15 protein-coding genes, 1 other RNA gene and 1 pseudogene are annotated in these 19,018 nt (G+C 57.8%); 8 read left to right on the top strand and 9 right to left on the bottom strand.

Annotated features, from left to right (window positions below; all coding sequences use genetic code 11):
- Positions 1-9 precede the first annotated feature (9 nt).
- Positions 10-117: antisense sRNA RprA (gene rprA / locus ACWYRJ_RS12730), an RNA gene on the top strand.
- 5 nt (positions 118-122) lie between these two features.
- Here rprA and ACWYRJ_RS12725 read toward each other — a convergent pair.
- The 3 genes and pseudogenes from ACWYRJ_RS12725 to ppsA all read right to left on the bottom strand — a co-directional run bounded on the left by ACWYRJ_RS12725 (position 123) and on the right by ppsA (position 6,513).
- Positions 123-2,498, bottom strand: coding sequence for a glycoside hydrolase family 3 N-terminal domain-containing protein (locus tag ACWYRJ_RS12725; RefSeq protein WP_455507998.1), 2,376 nt, complete (start codon positions 2,496-2,498; stop codon positions 123-125).
- A gap of 3 nt (positions 2,499-2,501) precedes the next feature.
- Positions 2,502-3,901: pseudogene (locus ACWYRJ_RS12720) on the bottom strand (MFS transporter).
- 233 nt (positions 3,902-4,134) lie between these two features.
- A complete protein-coding gene (ppsA, locus tag ACWYRJ_RS12715) occupies positions 4,135-6,513 on the bottom strand; it encodes a phosphoenolpyruvate synthase (protein WP_023311316.1) in 2,379 nt (792 codons plus the stop codon).
- Between the two features lie 335 nt (positions 6,514-6,848).
- Here ppsA and ppsR point away from each other — a divergent pair, with 335 nt between their 5' ends.
- The gene (ppsR, locus tag ACWYRJ_RS12710; RefSeq protein WP_023311315.1) at positions 6,849-7,682 is read left to right on the top strand and encodes a posphoenolpyruvate synthetase regulatory kinase/phosphorylase PpsR; all 834 of its coding nucleotides are present in this window, start codon (positions 6,849-6,851) and stop codon (positions 7,680-7,682) included.
- Positions 7,683-7,834: 152 nt separating this feature from the next.
- A complete protein-coding gene (aroH, locus tag ACWYRJ_RS12705; RefSeq protein ID WP_008500645.1) occupies positions 7,835-8,881 on the top strand; it encodes a 3-deoxy-7-phosphoheptulonate synthase AroH in 1,047 nt (348 codons plus the stop codon).
- A gap of 19 nt (positions 8,882-8,900) precedes the next feature.
- On the opposite strand, the gene ACWYRJ_RS12700 is transcribed toward aroH, so the two are convergent.
- Positions 8,901-9,803, bottom strand: a complete 903-nt coding sequence (locus tag ACWYRJ_RS12700) for a LysR family transcriptional regulator (RefSeq protein ID WP_455507997.1) — start codon at positions 9,801-9,803, stop codon at positions 8,901-8,903.
- A 140-nt stretch (positions 9,804-9,943) separates the two neighbouring features.
- On the opposite strand from ACWYRJ_RS12700, the gene ACWYRJ_RS12695 reads away from it, so the two are divergent.
- From ACWYRJ_RS12695 to ACWYRJ_RS12675, 5 genes are read left to right on the top strand one after another with little or no spacing between them, the layout of a single operon-like run.
- On the top strand, positions 9,944-10,651 hold the full coding sequence (locus tag ACWYRJ_RS12695) for a CoA transferase subunit A (protein ID WP_111965623.1): 708 nt from the start codon (positions 9,944-9,946) through the stop codon (positions 10,649-10,651).
- A gap of 2 nt (positions 10,652-10,653) precedes the next feature.
- Positions 10,654-11,310: a CoA transferase subunit B gene (locus ACWYRJ_RS12690; protein WP_111965622.1), complete on the top strand. Its 657-nt coding sequence runs from the start codon at positions 10,654-10,656 to the stop codon at positions 11,308-11,310.
- 9 nt (positions 11,311-11,319) lie between these two features.
- Entirely contained in the window at positions 11,320-12,501 is a 1,182-nt protein-coding gene (locus ACWYRJ_RS12685; RefSeq protein ID WP_455507996.1) for an acetyl-CoA C-acetyltransferase, read from the top strand.
- Positions 12,502-12,544: 43 nt separating this feature from the next.
- Positions 12,545-13,936: a GntP family permease gene (locus tag ACWYRJ_RS12680; protein WP_111965620.1), complete on the top strand. Its 1,392-nt coding sequence runs from the start codon at positions 12,545-12,547 to the stop codon at positions 13,934-13,936.
- A 10-nt stretch (positions 13,937-13,946) separates the two neighbouring features.
- Positions 13,947-14,717, top strand: a complete 771-nt coding sequence (locus ACWYRJ_RS12675) for a 3-hydroxybutyrate dehydrogenase (protein ID WP_111965619.1) — start codon at positions 13,947-13,949, stop codon at positions 14,715-14,717.
- Between the two features lie 44 nt (positions 14,718-14,761).
- Here the strand turns inward: ACWYRJ_RS12675 and selO are convergent, their stop codons facing one another.
- The 5 genes from selO to ACWYRJ_RS12650 all read right to left on the bottom strand — a co-directional run.
- Entirely contained in the window at positions 14,762-16,204 is a 1,443-nt protein-coding gene (selO, locus tag ACWYRJ_RS12670) for a protein adenylyltransferase SelO (RefSeq protein WP_455507995.1), read from the bottom strand.
- Between the two features lie 61 nt (positions 16,205-16,265).
- Positions 16,266-16,982, bottom strand: a complete 717-nt coding sequence (locus tag ACWYRJ_RS12665) for an EAL domain-containing protein (RefSeq protein WP_455507994.1) — start codon at positions 16,980-16,982, stop codon at positions 16,266-16,268.
- 294 nt (positions 16,983-17,276) lie between these two features.
- On the bottom strand, positions 17,277-17,741 hold the full coding sequence (locus tag ACWYRJ_RS12660) for a C40 family peptidase (protein ID WP_111965616.1): 465 nt from the start codon (positions 17,739-17,741) through the stop codon (positions 17,277-17,279).
- Between the two features lie 74 nt (positions 17,742-17,815).
- Entirely contained in the window at positions 17,816-18,571 is a 756-nt protein-coding gene (gene btuD, locus ACWYRJ_RS12655; RefSeq protein ID WP_455507993.1) for a vitamin B12 ABC transporter ATP-binding protein BtuD, read from the bottom strand.
- Positions 18,571-19,018, bottom strand: a 448-nt coding sequence (locus tag ACWYRJ_RS12650) for a glutathione peroxidase (RefSeq protein ID WP_455507992.1), incomplete at its 5' end; no start/stop codon positions are given. The genes ACWYRJ_RS12650 and btuD, both read right to left, overlap by 1 nt.

Genomic DNA, 19,018 nt, shown 5'->3' with positions numbered 1-19,018 from the left:
TATTAGCACACGGTTATAAATCAACACCTTGATTTATAAGCATGGAAATCCCCTGAGTGAAACAACGAATTGCTGTGTGTAGTCTTTGCCCATCTCCCACGATGGGCTTTTTTTTATCCTGACTACGCGCGCTTAACCTCACAGGTACTGAGCATCCGCCACTCCGCTGGCAGCACCCGCGTTTCCCCGGTCACATTGACCGTCACCGCCTCGCGGATATCCGCCGACGATGCGCCAACCTGCAGTTCAAACTCGCCCGGCTCAACGATGCGCTTCCCGTCCCGGCGGGTAAAGTTGAACATCTCTACCGGTAGTGTAAAGCTGAGCGTGGCGGATTCGCCCGGCGAGAGCGTGACGCGCTGGAAGGCTTTCAGCTCCTGAAGAGGTCGTACCTGGGTGGCGACCTTATCCCTGACGTAAACCTGCACCACCTCGCTGCCGCTGCGCTCTCCGGTATTGGCGATATCTACGCTCAGCGTCACCTCGCCGTCAACCGGCACGCTGCTTTCGGCGAGGCGGGCTGCGCCCCATCTAAAGGTCGTCCAGCCGAGGCCGAAGCCAAACGGATAACGTGAACCGAAGTGGAAAGCAAACGGCGTGCCGCCGCTTTTGAGCTTGTGATTGTAGTAATACGGCATGGCCCCGGCGCTTTTCGGCACGCTCACCACCAGACGGCCCTGCGGCTCTGCGCGTCCCGTTAGCACGTCCGCAATCGCCCAGCCCCCTTCCTGCCCCGGCGCCCACGCCAACAGCAGCGCCGCGACCTTATCCTCCAGCCCCTGAAGGTTGTACGGGCGCCCGCCGGTCATCACGACAACCACCGGTTTGCCCGTCGCCACCAGCGCTTCCAGCAGCTGTTGCTGCACGCCCGGCAGGTTCAGGGAATCGGTATCGGAACCTTCCCCCACGGTGCCGCTCTGGAACAGCCCGGCAAGATCGCCCACGCAGGCCACCACCACGTCACTCTCCTGCGCCGCGTCCACGGCCTCGGGGATCAGGGCGGTACTCTGCGACACCGGCGACTGCTGCATCGGCTTGCCGCCGCTGTCGCCCGGGAAGACCGGCGCACCCGCCATCCGTTTCTCGATGATGTGGCACCCTTTGGCATAGCGGACGTTCGATGCACCGAGATACTGTTCCAGCGCCGCGCGCGGGGTCGTGACCTGCGAGGTCTCTTCCACCATATCGCTGATGATCAGATGCACCGGGAAGCTGTAGCCGCTGAGTAACGCCAGCGGATCGTCTGCCGTCGGCCCCACCACCGCCACGCGGGGCTTACCGCCCAGGGGTAAAATACCGTTATTTTCCAGCAGCGTGAGCGATTTCGTCGCCACCTCCCGCGCGATCTGGCGGGTCATGTTGTTTTGCAGATCGATACCGTTCTCATCGGCGTACGGCTTTTCAAACAGGCCCAGGCGGAATTTTTCCGTCAGCACGCGCGCCACGATCTCATCCACTTTCGCCATAGAGATCAGCCCGCGCTCAACGGCGTCTGCCAGATGCCGCGCGCAGTCATCTTTCGGCAGCTCAACGTCCAGCCCCGCGTTGAACGCCAGCGCGGCGGATTCCGCCGCATCGTGGGAAATCCCGTGATGCTGGTGCAGCAGGCTGATGCCGCCGTAGTCCGCGACAATAATCCCGTCGAATCCCCACTGTTCGCGCAGGAGGGTAGTCAGCAGGAAGCTGTCGCTGTGCCCCGGCTGATTGTCGATATCGTGATAGGCGGGCATCACCGACCCGGCATTGGCCAGCTTCACCGCCATTTCAAACGGCAGCAGGAAGGTGTCGTTCAGCTCGCTGAATCCCAGGTGTACCGGCGCGTGGTTGCGCGCCCCTTCGCTGAACGAGTGGCCCACGTAGTGCTTGAGCGTCGCCAGCAGGTCGCGATTATCGCCCTGCAATCCTTTCACGTAGGCGGTTGCCATCACCCCCACCAGCCACGGATCTTCCCCAAAGGTTTCCTCAGTTCGCCCCCAGCGCACGTCGCGGGAAACATCCAGCACCGGCGCCAGCCCCTGCTGACAGCCGACGGAACGCGCCTCTTTACCGATCTGCTCCGCCGCGCGCTGTACCAGTTCAGGATCCCAGGTCGAACCGTAGTTCAGCGACGACGGGAACAGCGTGGCGTCTTTGCACAGTAGCCCCACCAGGCACTCTTCATGGAACAAGGCCGGAATGCCGAGACGCGTCTCCTCCATCATCATCCGCTGCAGGCGGTTCGCGGCGCGCACGCCGGTTTTCGCGTCAACGATATGGGTACCGAGCGGACGGGTGATCTGCCCGAGGCCCAGCTTTAACCGTTCGCCTAGCGCTGCCTGCTCGCTCACGCCGGCGAATTCATCGCTGAGATCGCTGCGCTCGCGGTGGTTACCGTTTTCATCGAGGATCAGCCAGTACGCGTGCATCTGGGCGAACTTCTCTTCCGGGGTCATACGCGCCAGTAAATCGGCGACGCGCTCGTGCACGGGACGTCCCGCGTCCTTATAGATAGCTGTCATGTTTTACTCCTGTAGTGCGGAAGGGGTTGCCGGGCTGAGCTGCCCCGCTTCGGGTCTGACTTCACGTTTGCTGGCTAGCTCACGGGCGATGGAATCCACCAGCCGGCTGTTAAGCTTGTAGATGGCCAGCAGCGCGACCATGCAGAGGAACAGCGCGCAAGGGATGAGGGTGAACAGCGCGTTGATGGTCGAGAGAACGCCTGGCGCCTGGGTTGCCTGTCCCGGGGCGTAATCCACCATGCCAAGCACCCAGCCGACGACCGCGCCGCCCAGCGCAGGCCAAATTTGATGGCAAACAGCGCGGTGGAGAAGACCAGCCCGTCCAGGCGGCGGCCGCTGCGATGCTCTTCGTAGTCGACCACATCGGAGAACATGGTCCACTGGAGCGGCGTGGTGAGGTTTTGAATAAAGCTAAAGACGATGTTGAGGCCAAAGATCAGCCACACCTGCGAAGGCGGCAGGAAGAAAATCAGCGCACCAAAAATCACGAAGGAAATTATCGTCCACTGATAGGCGCGCACGCGGTCAAATTTTCCCAGCAGCCGTTCAGATAATAATGCGCCGCTTAGGGAGGCCACCATGCCGGAAACAATAAAGGCAAAAACCAGATCCGGGCGCAACAGCACATAGTTCACGTAATACATCGTGGCGGAACCGCGCGTCACCACCGCCGTTAACAGCAAAATATTAAACAGGAACACAATACGCCACTGGCTGTTCCCGGCCAGCAGTTTTAAATCGGTGAGCATCGAGCCGGAGGTATCATTGCGCGGCGAATAACGCTCGCGGGTCATCAGGAAACAGCAGAAGAACAGAACGATTCCCAGCAGGCCCATCAGACTCATGGCATAGAAATAGCCTTTCTGCACGTTGCCCTGGCCTAACAATGAGACCAGCGGCAGGGCAATAACCGTCACAATCAACCCGCCGATAAACGACAGGCCAAAACGCCACGACTGCAGAGAATGACGCTCGCGCGGGTCCAGCGTCAGCGCGCCGGGCATGGCGCAGTAAGGCACGTTAATCGCGGAGTAAATCAGGCTTAAAATTGCGTAGGTCACGCAGGCATAGACGATTTTCGCCGTCGGCCCCACGTCCGGTACATAGAAAGTGATAAGGCAGCTTACGCCAAACGTGATGGCGAACCACAGCAGCCAGGGACGGAAACGTCCGTGACGCGTCTGTGTGCGGTCAACCAGCGCGCCAATGCACGGGTCGACAAACGCATCGACCACGCGCACCACTAAAAACATGGTGCCCATAATCGCGGCGGGAAGCCCAAAAACGTCTGTATAAAAATAAGCGAGAAATAACGTTGCCGTTTGCCAGACCAGCGCGCTGGCCATATCACCTAAGCCATAACCTATTTTATCTTTGGTACGCAATACAGAGGAGAGTGTCATTGTTATTTGCCTTTTTATCAGGTTAAAACGTATTTCAACCAGTTGCGCATCACTGAAAGAGAAATGCGCAGTAAGGCTCAAGTATTAGCAACGCGTTGCGCGCTAACAATTGTCTAAATTAACAGGCAAATTATGATATTTAGTTTTTTACTTTATTTGTGATGGGGAGCAAATAACAAATGAAATAAAAAAGGCGAGGAATAATATCCTCGCCTTTTCGGGTCAGCGTGGCGTTACTTGTTCAGTTCCGCCAGGCTCAGCCAGGTTTGCACCACCGTATCCGGGTTCAGGGACAGGCTATCGATCCCCTCTTCCATCAGCCAGGCGGCAAAGTCTTCATGGTCGGATGGACCCTGACCGCAAATCCCGACGTATTTGCCCTGCTTCTTCGCCGCGCGGATGGACATAGAAAGCAGCGCTTTCACCGCCTCGTTGCGCTCGTCGAACAGCTCGGAGACCACGCCGGAGTCACGGTCCAGACCCAGCGTCAGCTGCGTCATGTCGTTCGAGCCGATAGAGAAGCCGTCGAAATGTTCCAGGAACTGCTCGGCCAACAGGGCGTTGGACGGGATTTCGCACATCATGATGATCTTCAGCCCGTTCTCGCCGCGCTTCAGACCCTGACGCGCCAGCTCGTCAACAACGGCTTTCGCCTGATCGACGGTACGCACAAACGGGATCATGATTTCGACGTTGGTCAGCCCCATGTCGTTGCGCACGCGCTTCACCGCCTCGCACTCCAGCGCGAAACAGTCGCGGAAGCTGTCGGACACGTAGCGTCCGGCCCCGCGGAAGCCCAGCATCGGGTTCTCTTCTTCCGGCTCGTAACGCTCGCCGCCTACCAGGTTGGCGTATTCGTTAGACTTAAAGTCAGACAGACGCACAATCACGCGTTTCGGATAGAAAGCGGCGCCGAGCGTCGCGATCCCTTCGGTCAGACGGCCGACGTAGAACTCTTTCGGCGAGTCGTAGCCTTTCATCATCTCGCGGATTTCGTTCTGCAGCTTCGGATCCTGGTCGTCAAACTCCAGCAGCGCACGCGGGTGGACGCCGATCATACGGTTGATGATAAATTCCAGGCGCGCCAGGCCTACGCCTTCGTTCGGCAGGCAGGCGAAGTCGAACGCGCGGTCCGGGTTGCCGACGTTCATCATGATCTTCAGCGGCAGGTCAGGCATAGTGTCCACGCTGGAGCTCTTCACGCTGAAGTCGAGGATATCGGCATACACATAGCCGGTATCGCCTTCGGCACAGGAAACGGTCACGTTCTGGCCGTCCTTCATGCGCTCGGTGGCATCACCGCAGCCGACAACCGCAGGAATACCCAGCTCGCGGGCAATGATCGCCGCGTGACAGGTACGACCGCCGCGGTTGGTAACGATAGCCGCCGCTTTCTTCATGATCGGTTCCCAGTCCGGATCGGTCATGTCGGTCACCAGCACGTCGCCTGGCTCAATACGGTTCATCTCGCTGATGTCGTGGATCACTTTAACCGGACCGGCACCGATGCGGTGACCGATAGCACGGCCTTCCGCCACGATTTTGCCCTGGGCGTGCAGCGTATAACGCTCCATCACCTGGCCGCGAGAGCGGACGGTTTCCGGGCGCGCCTGCACGATAAACAGCTTGCCCGTGTTACCGTCTTTCGCCCATTCGATGTCCATCGGACGGCCGTAGTGTTTTTCAATCTGCACCGCCTGCTTCGCCAGCTCCTGCACTTCGGCGTCGGTCAGGGAGAAGCGGTCGCGCTGCTCCTGCGGTACATCTTCAATTTTAACCTGCTTGCCATGCTCCTGCGTTGGGGCATAGATCATACGGATTTTTTTCGAACCCATGGTGCGGCGCACTACCGCCGGACGGCCAGCTGCTAGCGTAGGCTTATGAACATAGAATTCGTCAGGGTTTACCGCACCCTGCACGACCATCTCACCCAGGCCCCACGCGGAGGTGATAAACACCACCTGGTCGAAGCCGGATTCAGTATCAATGGAGAACATCACGCCGGATGAGCCCACGTCCGAGCGCACCATGCGCTGTACGCCAGCGGAGAGCGCCACGCCGCGATGGTCGTAGCCCTGATGCACGCGATAGGAGATGGCACGGTCGTTGAACAGGGAAGCAAACACGTGCTTCACGGCCACCAGCACCGCATCGTAACCCTGGACGTTCAGGAAGGTTTCCTGCTGTCCGGCAAACGAGGCGTCCGGCATATCTTCTGCGGTCGCAGAGGAACGTACGGCAAAGGAGGCCTGCGCATCGTCAGCGGAGAGCTGGTTGTACGCGTCGTGAATGGCTTTTTCCAGTTCCGGCTGGAAAGGTGTGTCGATGATCCACTGGCGGATCTGCGCCCCGGCTTTGGCAAGCTCGGTGACGTCATCAATATCCGTTTTATCCAGCAGGTCGTAAATGCGCTGGTTAACACCGCTCTGGTCTAAAAACAGGTTAAAGGCATCGGCGGTGGTGGCAAACCCGTTCGGTACGGAGACACCCATACCCGAGAGGTTTGTAATCATTTCACCCAGGGAGGCATTTTTGCCCCCAACTCTGTCTACATCATTCATGCCGAGTTGGTTATACCAAAGCACCAGCGGTGACGAGCCATTGTTGGACATCGAAACAATCCTTTTGTGATATTTGATCGGAGTAAGTAACACCTGACTACGTTTTTATACTGGCATATTTATTTCCGCTAAAAAAACGGTGAATCGTGTAAGCAATTTAAAATTTCAACTTTTCGGATACTTTCCCATCAACGATTAACCCGATGATTCCTCTATATTCAGCCAGAAACCCCAAAAATAAAGTCGCTATTTGAAAAATGAAATCCACTTTTCAGGAAAATCAAAAACAGTGTTTCATTCATAATTAGGATAAGTTCTTTGCTGTGTAAATTACTTTTTTAATTTATGCTTTCAGACAATTACGTCTGATATTCAGGGTGGGTAAAATGGATAGTGCTGTCGATCGTCACGTTTTTTATATTTCTGATGGTACGGCGATCACCGCCGAGGTGCTGGGCCACGCGGTGATGTCGCAGTTTCCCGTATCGATCAACAGCATTACGCTGCCGTTTGTCGAAAATGAGAGCCGCGCCAAAGCGGTGAAGGACCAGATCGACGCCATTTACCAGCAGACCGGCGTCCGCCCGCTGGTGTTCTACTCCATCGTTATCCCCGAGATTCGCTCCATCATTCTGCAGAGTGAAGGCTTCTGCCAGGATATCGTGCAGGCGCTGGTGGCTCCGCTGCAAAGCGAGCTGAAGCTCGACCCGACCCCTATCGCCCACCGTACCCACGGGCTGAACCCCGGCAACCTGACCAAGTACGACGCGCGTATTGCCGCCATCGATTACACCCTTGCGCACGACGACGGTATCTCGCTGCGCAATCTCGACCAGGCGCAGGTGATCCTGCTTGGCGTGTCGCGCTGCGGCAAAACGCCGACGAGTCTCTACCTGGCGATGCAGTTCGGCATTCGCGCCGCCAACTACCCGTTTATCGCTGACGATATGGATAACCTGGTGCTGCCCGCTGCCCTCAAGCCGCTGCAGCACAAGCTGTTCGGGCTGACCATTAATCCGGAGCGCCTTGCCGCTATCCGCGAAGAGCGCCGCGAGAACAGCCGCTACGCCTCCATGCGCCAGTGCCGGATGGAGGTCTCCGAAGTGGAAGCCCTGTACCGCAAAAATCAGATCCCATGGCTGAACAGCACCAACTATTCGGTGGAAGAAATTGCCACAAAAATTCTCGACATCATGGGGCTAAACCGCCGCATGTACTAATATGCTAGTACATTAACTCAGATTCAGGTATCATCATCGGCAACCTCGGGGCGGTGTCGCCCCGAACTTGAAATCAGCAGGGATTGGTTTAAGGTGATGCCCATCACTTCCCGGTAGTCTGCCGATGAAGCAAAAATTTTCTGAGACATTCCATGAATAAAACCGATGAACTCCGCACTGCGCGCATTGACAGCCTGGTTACGCCGGCTGAACTGGCCCAGCGGCATCCTGTTTCCGCTGCCGTTGCGGAACACGTGACGGCCTCCCGCCGCCGCATTGAAAAAATCCTCAATGGTGAAGACAAGCGTCTTCTGGTGGTGATTGGTCCCTGCTCCATCCACGACCTGGATGCCGCGATGGATTATGCAAAACGGCTTCAGGGCCTGCGGGATAAGTATCAGCACCGCCTTGAGATTGTTATGCGCACCTACTTTGAAAAACCGCGGACCGTGGTGGGCTGGAAAGGGCTGATCTCCGATCCTGACCTCAACGGCAGCTATCGCGTGAACCACGGCATCGAGCTGGCGCGGAAGCTGCTTTTGCAGGTCAACGAGCTGGGCGTGCCGACGGCAACCGAGTTTCTCGATATGGTGACCGGGCAGTTTATCGCCGATCTGATCAGCTGGGGCGCAATTGGCGCACGCACCACCGAAAGCCAAATCCACCGCGAGATGGCCTCCGCCCTCTCCTGCCCGGTCGGCTTTAAAAACGGGACCGATGGCAACACCCGTATTGCGGTTGATGCCATCCGCGCGGCCCGTGCCAGCCATATGTTCCTGTCGCCGGATAAAAGCGGTCATATGACCATCTACCAGACCAGCGGTAACCCTTACGGGCACATCATTATGCGCGGCGGGAAGAAACCGAATTACCATGCACAAGATATTGCGGCGGCCTGTGAAACCCTGGCCGAATTCGACCTGCCGGAACATCTGGTAGTGGATTTCAGCCACGGCAACTGCCAGAAGCAGCATCGCCGCCAGCTGGACGTCTGCGATGAGATCTGCCAGCAGATCCGCAGCGGCTCGACCGCCGTTGCCGGGATTATGGCCGAGAGCTTCATCAAGGAAGGCACGCAGAAAATCGTTGCCGGACAGCAGATGGTTTACGGCCAGTCGATCACCGACCCGTGCCTGAGCTGGGAAGACAGCGAGCTGCTGCTGGAGAAGCTGGCTGCAGCAGTAGATACCCGCTTCTGAAGCATGCGGGTCAGCCGGGTCACACCGCCTGACCCGGCTGATAAAAATCCTTCAGCGTTTCCAGCAGGGCATGCGCCGCTTTTGAGAGCTGCGTGTGCCCGGGATGGATCGCCCCAATGCACTTTTCAATCGGCGGGTTATCCAGCGGAATACAGACCGCGCCCAGTGCCGTCATCTGCGCCTCGCAGAGCGCCGGGACGGCGCTGCCGCCCAGCCCGCTCGCGACCATTCGCCCGACCGTAACCAGCTGATGGCTCTCCAGCGCGACGTCCAGCTTTCTGCCGCTTCGCGCCAGCTCCTCCTCCATCATCAGACGTACCGCCGAGGGGCGCTGCAGGGTGATGAAATCCAGCGTCAGCAGCGCTTCCCATGTAAGGCGCTTCTTGCCCGCCAGCGAGGAATCTTTCGGCACAATGGCTACAAACCTGTCGAGGCCCAGCGGCGTAAACAGCAGGTTGTGCGTGGGCGCGGGCTCAAAGGCGATGCCCATCTCCACGCGCCCTTCCCGCACCATCTCTATCACCTGCTCGTTGATAACGTCATGCACGGTGACGTTGATTCCGGCATGGCGATCGCGAAACGCTTTCAGCACCTCGGGCAGGACATTCGCGGCAAACGACGGCATGGCCGCAACCGAAATTTTACCGCGCTGCAGGGTAAAGCACTGGTGCATCGCCTCTTCGACGTTATCCCAGTCGGCAAGCAGCTGGCGCGCCATCGGCAAAAACGTCTCGCCCTCCTGCGTCAGCGCGACCTTGCGCGTGCTCCGCTGCAGCAGCGGTCCGCCGAGCGCGTCCTCCAGCGCTTTAATCGTCAGGCTCAGGGCCGGCTGGGAAAGATTCAGCCGTTCGCTGGCGTGCGCGAAATTGAGAGTGTGAGCTACCGCTAAAAACGCGCGTAACTGTTTGACACTCATTCTCATTTTTCACCTTGTTAACTAATTGAAAAAATTTAGTTAACATGAAATTAATAAAAAAACCAAATGAGTGGGTCACAAATTCAAAATTAACAAATGAGTCGCCGCCCCTAATGATACCGCCACGGTTAAGAGGAGGAATGACGATGGCGGGACTGGATAAGCGCGTCGACAGCTACGCGCAGGCGCTGGATGGGCTGACGGACGGGATGACTTTGCTGGCGGGCGGCTTCGGCCTGTGCGGTATTCCGGAGAACCTGATTGCAGAGGTCAGACGCCGTCAGGTGAAAGATCTGACGGTGGTATCAAACAACTGCGGCGTGGACGGCTTCGGTCTCGGGCTTCTGCTTGAGACGCGGCAGGTTCGCAAAGTGGTGGCCTCTTACGTCGGCGAAAACGCGCTGTTCGAGCAGCAGGTGCTGAGCGGCGAACTGGAGATTGAACTCACGCCTCAGGGCACGCTGGCGGAAAAGGTGCGCGCGGGCGGTGCGGGTATCCCGGCATTTTACACGGCCACCGGCTACGGCACGCCCGTGGCTACCGGCAAAGACGTGCGCCAGTTTGCCGGTAAGCACTACATCCTCGAAGAGGCCATTACCGGTGATTTCGCGCTGATCAAGGGCTGGAAAGCGGACTGGTACGGCAACGTCGTCTACCGGCATACCGCGCAAAATTTTAATCCGCTGATGGCAACGGCGGGCCGGATAACGGTCGTCGAGGTGGAAGAGATTGTTCCCCCGGGCGAGCTGCCCCCGTCGTCCATTCATACCCCGGGCATTTACGTCGACAGGCTGATTGTCGGCCAGTTTGAAAAACGTATTGAACAGCGCACCCTGCGCGCGGAAGGAGTGTGACGATGTTAACCCGTGAACAGATGGCCATGCGCGTCGCCCGCGAGCTGCGCGACGGATATTACGTCAACCTGGGGATCGGTATTCCTACCCTGGTGGCGAACTACATTCCGGAAGGAATGGACGTGATGCTTCAGTCGGAAAACGGACTGCTGGGGATGGGCGCGTTTCCTGACGAAAAGAGCCTTGATGCGGACATGATCAACGCCGGTAAACAGACCGTGACCGCACGGACAGGCGCGGCCATTTTCGACTCGGCCCAGTCGTTTGCCATGATCCGCGGCGGCCATGTTGACCTGACTGTGCTGGGCGCGTTTGAGGTGGATGTCGAAGGCAATATCGCCTCGTGGATGATCCCCGGAAAGATGGTGAAGGGTATGGGCGGCGCGATGGATCTCGTCGCCGGAGCGCAGAACATCATTGTGGTGATGACCCACGCGTCGAAAAGCGGTGAGTCAAAGCTGCTGTCGCGCTGCACGCTGCCGCTCACGGGGGTGGGCTGTATCCGCCGGGTCTTAACCGACCTCGCGCTGCTCGAGATCGCGGACGGCGCGTTCATCCTGCGGGAATACGCCCCCGGCGTCAGTATCGATGAAATCGCGGCGAAAACGGCCGGGAAAATGATTGTGGCGGACGACGTTCGCGAGATGCGCTTTAGCTGAGGACTCACCATGAAAGAGGTCATGATTGTCGGGGCAACGCGAACCCCCATTGGCAGTTTTCGCGGATCGCTCGCGCCCCTCTCTGCGGCCGAGCTGGGAGCCGTCGCGGTTCATCGTCTGCTTGAAAGCAGCGGTCTTCCAGCAGAGACGATAGACGAGGTGATTTTCGGCCAGGTGCTGACGGCGGGATGCGGGCAAAACCCTGCGCGTCAGACGGCCATCGCCGCCGGGTTACCCGTCAGCACGCCGGCGACTACGGTCAACCTGGTGTGCGGCGCGGGCTTGAAAGCGGTGCAGCTCGCCGCGCAGGCGATCCGATGCGGCGACGCGGACGCGATTATCGCAGGCGGTCAGGAGAGCATGAGCAACGCCCCCTATCTACTGGACGGCGCGCGTTCAGGGCTGCGTTTTGGCCATACGGGCCTGCAGGACAGCATGATTACGGACGGCCTGTGGGATGCGTTCAACGATTACCACATGGGGATCACCGCTGAAAACGTCGCCCGGCAGTTTGGCGTTTCCCGCGAAGAGCAGGACGCCTTCGCTGCCCGGTCGCAGCAGAAAGCGGCTTCCGCCGCGGAAGCGGGTCGTTTTGACCCGGAGATTGCGCCGGTGACGGTGAAACAGGGTAAAAAGCCTCCGCTTATTGTCAGCCGTGACGAGCAGCCCCGGCCAGGCACCACCGCCGAGCAGCTTGCGCAGCTGCGCCCCGCCTTTTTGCAGGAGGAAGGCACGGTCACGGCCGGAAATGCCTCCACCCTCAACGACGGTGCCGCTGCGGTGCTGCTGATGAGCGGCGAAAACGCACGGGCGAGCGGACTGCCGATCCTGGGCCGCATCGTGAGTTACGCCGTGACGGGCGTTGATCCGGCGGTGATGGGCATCGGTCCGGTCAGCGCCTGCCAGACCGCGCTGGCACGAGCGGGCTGGACGCTCGATGACGTGGACCTCATTGAAGCCAATGAAGCCTTTGCCGCGCAGGCGCTGGCGGTGGGCAAGCAGCTCGGCTGGGATGAGCGAAAGGTGAACGTTAACGGCGGCGCGATCGCCCTGGGTCATCCGATTGGCGCCTCCGGCTGCCGCATCCTCGTGACGCTGCTGTACGAAATGCAGCGCCGTGACGTTAAAAAAGGATTCGTCACCCTGTGCGTAGGCGGCGGGCAAGGCATCGCCCTCACCGTTGAACGTTAAGCATCTCGTTGGTACCCGAAAATAATTAAAGTGAGGAGTCGTAATGAGCGTGTTAATTGCCCTGGCGGCGCTGGGGCTGCTGATGCTGGCGGCCTATCGCGGATATAGCGTGATTTTGTTTGCGCCGATTGCGGCACTCGGTGCCGTACTGCTGACCGATCCGGGCGCCGTCGGCCCAACCTTTACCGGCCTGTTCATGGAAAAGATGGTGGGCTTCGTCAAGCTCTACTTCCCGGTGTTCCTGCTGGGTGCGGTGTTTGGCAAACTGATTGAGCTCTCCGGCTTCTCGCGATCCATCGTCGCCACCGCGATTCAGATCCTGGGCCGTCGCCACGCCATCCCGGTAATTGTCCTGGTATGTGCGCTGTTAACCTACGGCGGCGTGTCGCTGTTCGTGGTGGCGTTTGCGGTTTATCCGTTCGCCGCGGAGCTGTTCCGCCAGAGCGGTATCCCTAAACGGCTGATCCCGGCCACCGTGGCGCTGGGGGCCTTCTCGTTTACCATGGATGCCCTGCCCGGTACGCCGCAGATCCAAAACATCATCCCCACCAGCTTCTTTGGTACCAACGCCTGGGCCGCACCGTGGCTGGGGCTGTTCGGATCTCTGTTTATTATCGTCTTTGGCCTGCTCTGGCTGGAGCGCCAGCGTCGTAAGGCGCTCAGCAACAACGAGGGTTATGGCACGGATCTGAAAAATGAACCGGAGACGCCGGACAACATTAACCTCCCTCACCCGCTGATTGCTATCTCCCCGCTGCTGGTGGTGGGCATACTGAATCTGCTGTTTACCCGCTGGATCCCCGGCTGGTACGGCACGACCCACGAGCTGACCCTGCCCGGTCTGGCGAAACCGATTGTGACCGAGGTGGGCAAGATCACCGCCATCTGGGCCGTTGAAGCGGCGCTGATCGCCGGTATCTTGCTGGTGCTTATTTTTGGCTTTCGCAACATCCGGGGGCGTCTGGCGGAAGGCAGCCGGACCGCGGTGAGCGGCGCCATTCTTGCGGCGATGAATACTGCCTCGGAGTATGGTTTCGGCGCGGTTATCGCCGCCCTGCCCGGTTTTCTGGTGTTATCCCACGCGCTGGCGGCTATTCCGAATCCGCTGCTGAATGAGGCCATCAGCGTGACGGTGCTTGCGGGGATCACCGGCTCGGCGTCCGGGGGGATGAGTATTGCGCTCGCCGCCATGTCCGACTCGTTTGTCGCCGCCGCCCACGCCGCCAATATCCCGCTTGAGGTGCTGCACCGCGTGGCTTCAATGGCGAGCGGCGGTATGGATACGCTGCCCCATAACGGCGCGGTGATTACCCTGCTGGCTATCACTGGCCTGAGCCATCGCCAGGCCTACGGCGGCATTTTCGCTATCACCATCATTAAAAGTCTTGCAGTGCTTTTTGTCATTGCCGTGTTTTATCTGACCGGCATTGTGTAAGGAGAGAAAGATGAATCTGAACGGTAAAACCGCCCTGGTCACCGGCTCGACCAGCGGCATTGGCCTTGGGATCGCCCGCGTACTGGCGAAGGCCGGGGCGCAGCTTATCCTCAACGGTTTCGGCGATAGCGAATCAGCAAGAGAAGCTATTGCGCACCTGGGCAAAAAGCCGGGCTATCACGATGCGGACCTGCGTGACGTGCTGGAAATTGAAGCTATGATGCGCTACGCCGAATCGCAGTTTGGCGGCGTGGACATTCTTGTTAACAACGCTGGCATACAGCACGTGGCGCCGGTTGACGCGTTTCCGGTAGAGAAATGGAACGACATTATCGCCATTAACCTCTCGTCGGTGTTTCACACCAGCCGGCTGGCGCTCCCTGCCATGCGCGAGAAAAACTGGGGGCGCATCATTAATATCGCCTCCGTTCACGGGCTGGTCGCGTCAAAAGAGAAGTCGGCCTACGTTGCTGCCAAGCACGGCGTGGTGGGCTTTACGAAATCGCTGGCGCTGGAAACCGCGCGCACCGGCATTACCGCCAATGCGATCTGTCCCGGCTGGGTACTGACGCCGCTGGTGCAACAGCAAATCGACAAGCGTATCGCCGACGGCATTCCGCCGGAGCAGGCTCGGGAACAGCTTCTGGGGGAGAAACAGCCTTCGGGCGAGTTTGTTACCCCGGAGCAGCTGGGCGAACTGGCGCTGTTTTTGTGCAGCGACAGCGCCGTTAACGTTCGCGGCGCCGCGTGGAATATGGATGGCGGCTGGGTCGCGCAGTGATGTTCAGGCCGGGTAAGGCAAAGCCGCCTCCCGGCAAAAAATCTCTAGCTTGAGCAACTGACCTCCAGCCGCTTGCCCCAGTCAGGTGGGCGGCTGACGTAATCATCATCACGGTCGGCAAACGGCGTGCGCAGCGCCACGTGCAGACGGTGTAACTCGTCGTACTCGCCCTGCTCCGCCTGCTCAATCGCCCGCTGCGCCAGCCAGTTGCGCAACACCATCGCCGGGTTCGTGGCGTTCATCTGCGTCTGGCGAGTCGCATCATCTACCTCTTCCTGCTGCAGCCGCGCGCGGTACGATGCAAACCAGTCGTCAAACGCCTGTCTGTCAATAAACTCATCGCGCAGAGGCGAGGCGGCGCTGTGCTGCTCCGTCTGCCCCAGCATCCGGAAGGTGCGCGTATAATCGCTGCCCTCGCGCGCCATCAGGGCAAACAGGCCATTGAGGATGTCGTTATCGCCCCTCTCCTGCGTCACCAGCCCCAGCTTGTTGCGCATCAGCGTGCCATATTCCCACAGTAATATGTCCTGATAGCTGTCGAGCGCATCATTCAGGGCATCAACGTCGATAAACGGCGACAGGGTTTGCGCAAGCCGCTGCAGGTTCCACAGGCCCACCGCGGGCTGATTGTCAAAGCTGTAGCGCCCCTGATAGTCGGAGTGGTTGCAGATATACCCCGGCTGATAATCGTCCAGGAAACCAAACGGGCCGTAGTCGAAGGTCAACCCGAGAAGCGACATGTTGTCCGTATTCATAACGCCATGGGCAAAGCCTACCGTTTGCCAGCGGGCAATCAGGGTTGCGGTACGGGCCACCACATCCCTGAACCAGAGCACGTATTTATCCGCCTCGTCCATCAGATGCGCCCAGTGGTGGCGAATGGCAAAGTCTGCCAGCTGGCGCACCTTTTCCGGCTCGCGACGATAGTAAAAGTGCTCAAAATGACCGAAGCGCAGATGGCTTTGCGCGATACGCATCAGCATTGCGCCCTTTTCCACGGTTTCGCGCACAACCGGCGTATCGCTGGTAACGATCGACAGCGCGCGGGTGGTGGGGATCCCCAGGGCATGCATCGCTTCGGAGCCCAGGCATTCGCGGATCGTTGAACGCAGAACCGCACGCCCGTCGCCCATTCGCGAATAGGGCGTCAGGCCCGCGCCTTTCAGGTGCCAGTCAACCGTCTCTCCGTTGGGAAGCCGTTGTTCACCGAGCAGGATCCCCCTGCCGTCGCCCAGTTGACCCGCCCAGACGCCAAACTGATGTCCGCTATAAACCTGCGCCAGTGGTTGCATTCCGGCGAGTAACGTTTCACCTCCCCAGACGCCAGCGCCCTCTGAACGCTGAAACAGCTCAGGCGGAATGGCCAGTTCTTCTGCCAGCAAATCGTTATGCCAGATAAGGCGTGAATTTTGTAACGGTGTTGGTTTGAGTGCGGTGTAAAAGCCGGGCAACTCGTCATGCCATTGAGCAGTAAAAGACAGGGTCATAGGTCCTCCTGCTTTTAGTGTAGAGGGTTTACCCGGACTTAAACACGGGCGAAAGCAAGGGTTATCGCTGCTGAACCAGCGTTGTAACGTGCTCGGCAGAGACGGCTGGCCAAAGTGCGCCCTGCATGGCGCCAAAATTGAAGGACAACACGCGTTGCAACAGGCTGTGATCGTCAATGCCCGAGACGATCACTGACTGGCAATGCGGTGTGATTTGCCAGAGGATGGCGCGCATAAAAGGCTCAAAAGAGAGCTCCGGTGCGCGCTGCTGAATGAATCCTTTATCGAGGATAACCCGTTTAAATAATCCATCATAGACAGCTTTGAGCGAGGCGGCGCCTGCGCCAAAGTTTGCCAGCACCAACGGGAAATGGATTGCCATTCTCGCCAGCTGCAGATCGTCCTTGCCGTTATTTAAACCTGGATAATTCTCATTAACAGTAAACTCAAGAAACGGATAACGCTCAAGAATTGAAACAGCGTTTCCATTACTTAATAAAAATTCAACTATTGCAGGTGTAATATTGATCCATGCAATTAACTGATGCTGGATAAAAAACAGTTTACAGGTATCAAGCAATTGCAGTTTTTCGTTAAAAAGCACTAACTCTTCAGCTGCTGAAAGCCGAGGGGTAACGAGTTCAGTGGGGATCCTCACATCGCTGCCGACGCCAGTAAAGTTAACCAGAACCTCTAAACCTTTAAGCTCCCCTGCGCTATTACGGGCGGGCAGAAGCAGCAGTTCAGACTGGTAAGCATTATCTAGCGTAATAATCATTGCACTCGCTCCGCATTAAAGATGAGAGAGGACATCCTGGAGCAATTGCCGACACAATTCCACTGTCTTGATTTTAATAAGAATAATTTCATTAGTTCCGTATTTATTTTCAGATTTATCCCTGAATCTAAAATAATTTTATCCTGGTTGCAAAATAATAGCCAGTTTTAGATAAAACAGACACATGCAGGATTCGATAATTTTAGATAAATTTAACTTTAAGCATCTTATTTGAGAAAAAACGGCATGATTTATTAGTTACCATGCCGCCATAAGAGAAGTTTCTGACAAAGACTATATACGTCGTGCCTGCCAGAAATTTTTACGCCAGTAAACATTATCAAGAGAAGAACGCATCACGCCGCGGCTGGTCGAGGCGTGAATGAACTGATTGTCTGTATCATAAATGCCCACGTGCAGACCACTTTCACCCGAGCCGGTTTTGAAGAAAACCAGGTCCCCGGGTAGTAGATCGTCTTTATCAATTTCAGTACCAATTTCGGCCTGCTTGCGCGTTTCGCGAGGAAGCTGTAAATCAAACTTGTCGCGAAACGTCATCAGAACGAAGCCGGAGCAATCTACGCCGCCGCGGCTCATGCCACCGTAGCGATAAGGCGTACCGCGCCAGTTGCTCAGCTGGTCGTTGAGGCTGGCAATGACGGTGATCGAATCTGAAAGCCGTGGGTTAGGCGGCGGCGCACGATGGCTACTGCATCCCGCAAGAAAGAGTGCGGCCATCAGGATAAACCAGAATCGCATTTTCAGACGAATCCTCTGCTTTTTTTGTTCTTTTCGTAATTTAGCGTGCAATTGTGCTAAGAGGCAAGAAACGGTTACGTTTGCCCGGTAGAAATCAGCATCTTATGTCCCTCTATATCCAGCCTTCGGAACGACATGTTGTATGCGCGGGCAAGATGGGGCGGCGTAAGCACCTGATCCCGAGTACCGCTGGCGACCATCTTTCCCTGCGACAGTAGCCACACCCGGTGGGCATGACGCAGCGTGTGGTTGAGGTCATGACTGCTCATCACCACGGCGATGCCTTGTCGGCTCAGGGCGCTTAAAAGCGTATCCAGTGCTGCCTGCTGCGCCACATCCAGACCGCTCATGGGTTCATCGAGAAGCAGCATCCGCCCGTGAGGATTGCCTGCCGGGTGGATCTGAAGGATGACAGCCGCCAGTCGCACCCGCTGCCACTCTCCGCCGGAAAGCTGGCTGGCGTGCCGGGATAGTTTATCTTCCAGCCCGAGTGCCGCGGCCACGTCAGTCAGCAGTACCGTATGTTGTTTGTCGTGCAAATGCAGCATCAGATAATGCCAGACCGGCATCGCAAAGGGCGGCACCTGCTGCTGCACGAGGTAACTGCGCCGATGCGCCAGCGAGACCGGTGACCAGTCGGCGAGCGTATGCTCAAGCAGCGTTATCTGCCCTTCTCCGTCAGTCATGCCTGCCATCCGTGCCAGCAGCGTGCTCTTTCCTGCGCCGTTCGGCCCGACAAGATGCAGGATTTCTCCCGCATTGACGGCGCCGGTCATCGGCTCAAGACGTCCCCTCTCGGCAACGTCCATGAGCTGCATCAGCAAAGACATTATTTCGCCAGCGCCAGCTTGATCGATTCCATGACGATCGGATCTTCTGGGGTCATATCGGGCGAAAAACGCTGAACGACCTGGCCATCGCGACCAATCAGGAATTTTTCAAAATTCCACAGGATATCGTCCGGGTAAAGCGGCGCGCGTCCTTTGCTGGCCATGCGTTCATAAAAACCGCTTCCTTCAGGCGCAACGGCCTTCGGCGCGGCAGCGATCAGCTTCGCATACAGCGGATGGCGGTCTTCGCCATTGACATCGATTTTGCTGAACATCGGGAACGTCACGCCATAGGTGGTGCTGCAGAAGGTTTTAATCTCTTCTTCGCTGCCCGGCTCCTGGCCCAGGAACTGGTTGCACGGGAATCCCAGCACGGTAAAACCGTCTTTCTCCCAGGCCTTCTGAATATTTTCCAGCTGCTCGTACTGCGGCGTCAGGCCACATTTG

This window comes from Enterobacter sp. (assembly GCF_977039595.1).
Note: the sequence above shows the minus strand (reverse complement) of the source record. Positions and strands in the feature narration are given on the sequence as shown.

Excerpts from the sequence above, each read along its gene's own strand:
- aroH (WP_008500645.1), top strand. The coding sequence starts at position 7,835 with ATGAATAAAACCGATGAACTCCGCACTGCGCGCATTGACAGCCTGGTT.
- ACWYRJ_RS12660 (WP_111965616.1), bottom strand. The coding sequence starts at position 17,741 with ATGCGATTCTGGTTTATCCTGATGGCCGCACTCTTTCTTGCGGGATGC.
- ACWYRJ_RS12700 (WP_455507997.1), bottom strand. The coding sequence starts at position 9,803 with ATGAGAATGAGTGTCAAACAGTTACGCGCGTTTTTAGCGGTAGCTCAC.
- ppsA (WP_023311316.1), bottom strand. The coding sequence starts at position 6,513 with ATGTCCAACAATGGCTCGTCACCGCTGGTGCTTTGGTATAACCAACTC.
- ACWYRJ_RS12675 (WP_111965619.1), top strand. The coding sequence starts at position 13,947 with ATGAATCTGAACGGTAAAACCGCCCTGGTCACCGGCTCGACCAGCGGC.
- ppsR (WP_023311315.1), top strand. The coding sequence starts at position 6,849 with ATGGATAGTGCTGTCGATCGTCACGTTTTTTATATTTCTGATGGTACG.
- ACWYRJ_RS12680 (WP_111965620.1), top strand. The coding sequence starts at position 12,545 with ATGAGCGTGTTAATTGCCCTGGCGGCGCTGGGGCTGCTGATGCTGGCG.
- selO (WP_455507995.1), bottom strand. The coding sequence starts at position 16,204 with ATGACCCTGTCTTTTACTGCTCAATGGCATGACGAGTTGCCCGGCTTT.
- ACWYRJ_RS12690 (WP_111965622.1), top strand. The coding sequence starts at position 10,654 with ATGTTAACCCGTGAACAGATGGCCATGCGCGTCGCCCGCGAGCTGCGC.
- ACWYRJ_RS12665 (WP_455507994.1), bottom strand. The coding sequence starts at position 16,982 with ATGATTATTACGCTAGATAATGCTTACCAGTCTGAACTGCTGCTTCTG.
- ACWYRJ_RS12685 (WP_455507996.1), top strand. The coding sequence starts at position 11,320 with ATGAAAGAGGTCATGATTGTCGGGGCAACGCGAACCCCCATTGGCAGT.
- ACWYRJ_RS12695 (WP_111965623.1), top strand. The coding sequence starts at position 9,944 with ATGGCGGGACTGGATAAGCGCGTCGACAGCTACGCGCAGGCGCTGGAT.
- ACWYRJ_RS12725 (WP_455507998.1), bottom strand. The coding sequence starts at position 2,498 with ATGACAGCTATCTATAAGGACGCGGGACGTCCCGTGCACGAGCGCGTC.
- btuD (WP_455507993.1), bottom strand. The coding sequence starts at position 18,571 with ATGTCTTTGCTGATGCAGCTCATGGACGTTGCCGAGAGGGGACGTCTT.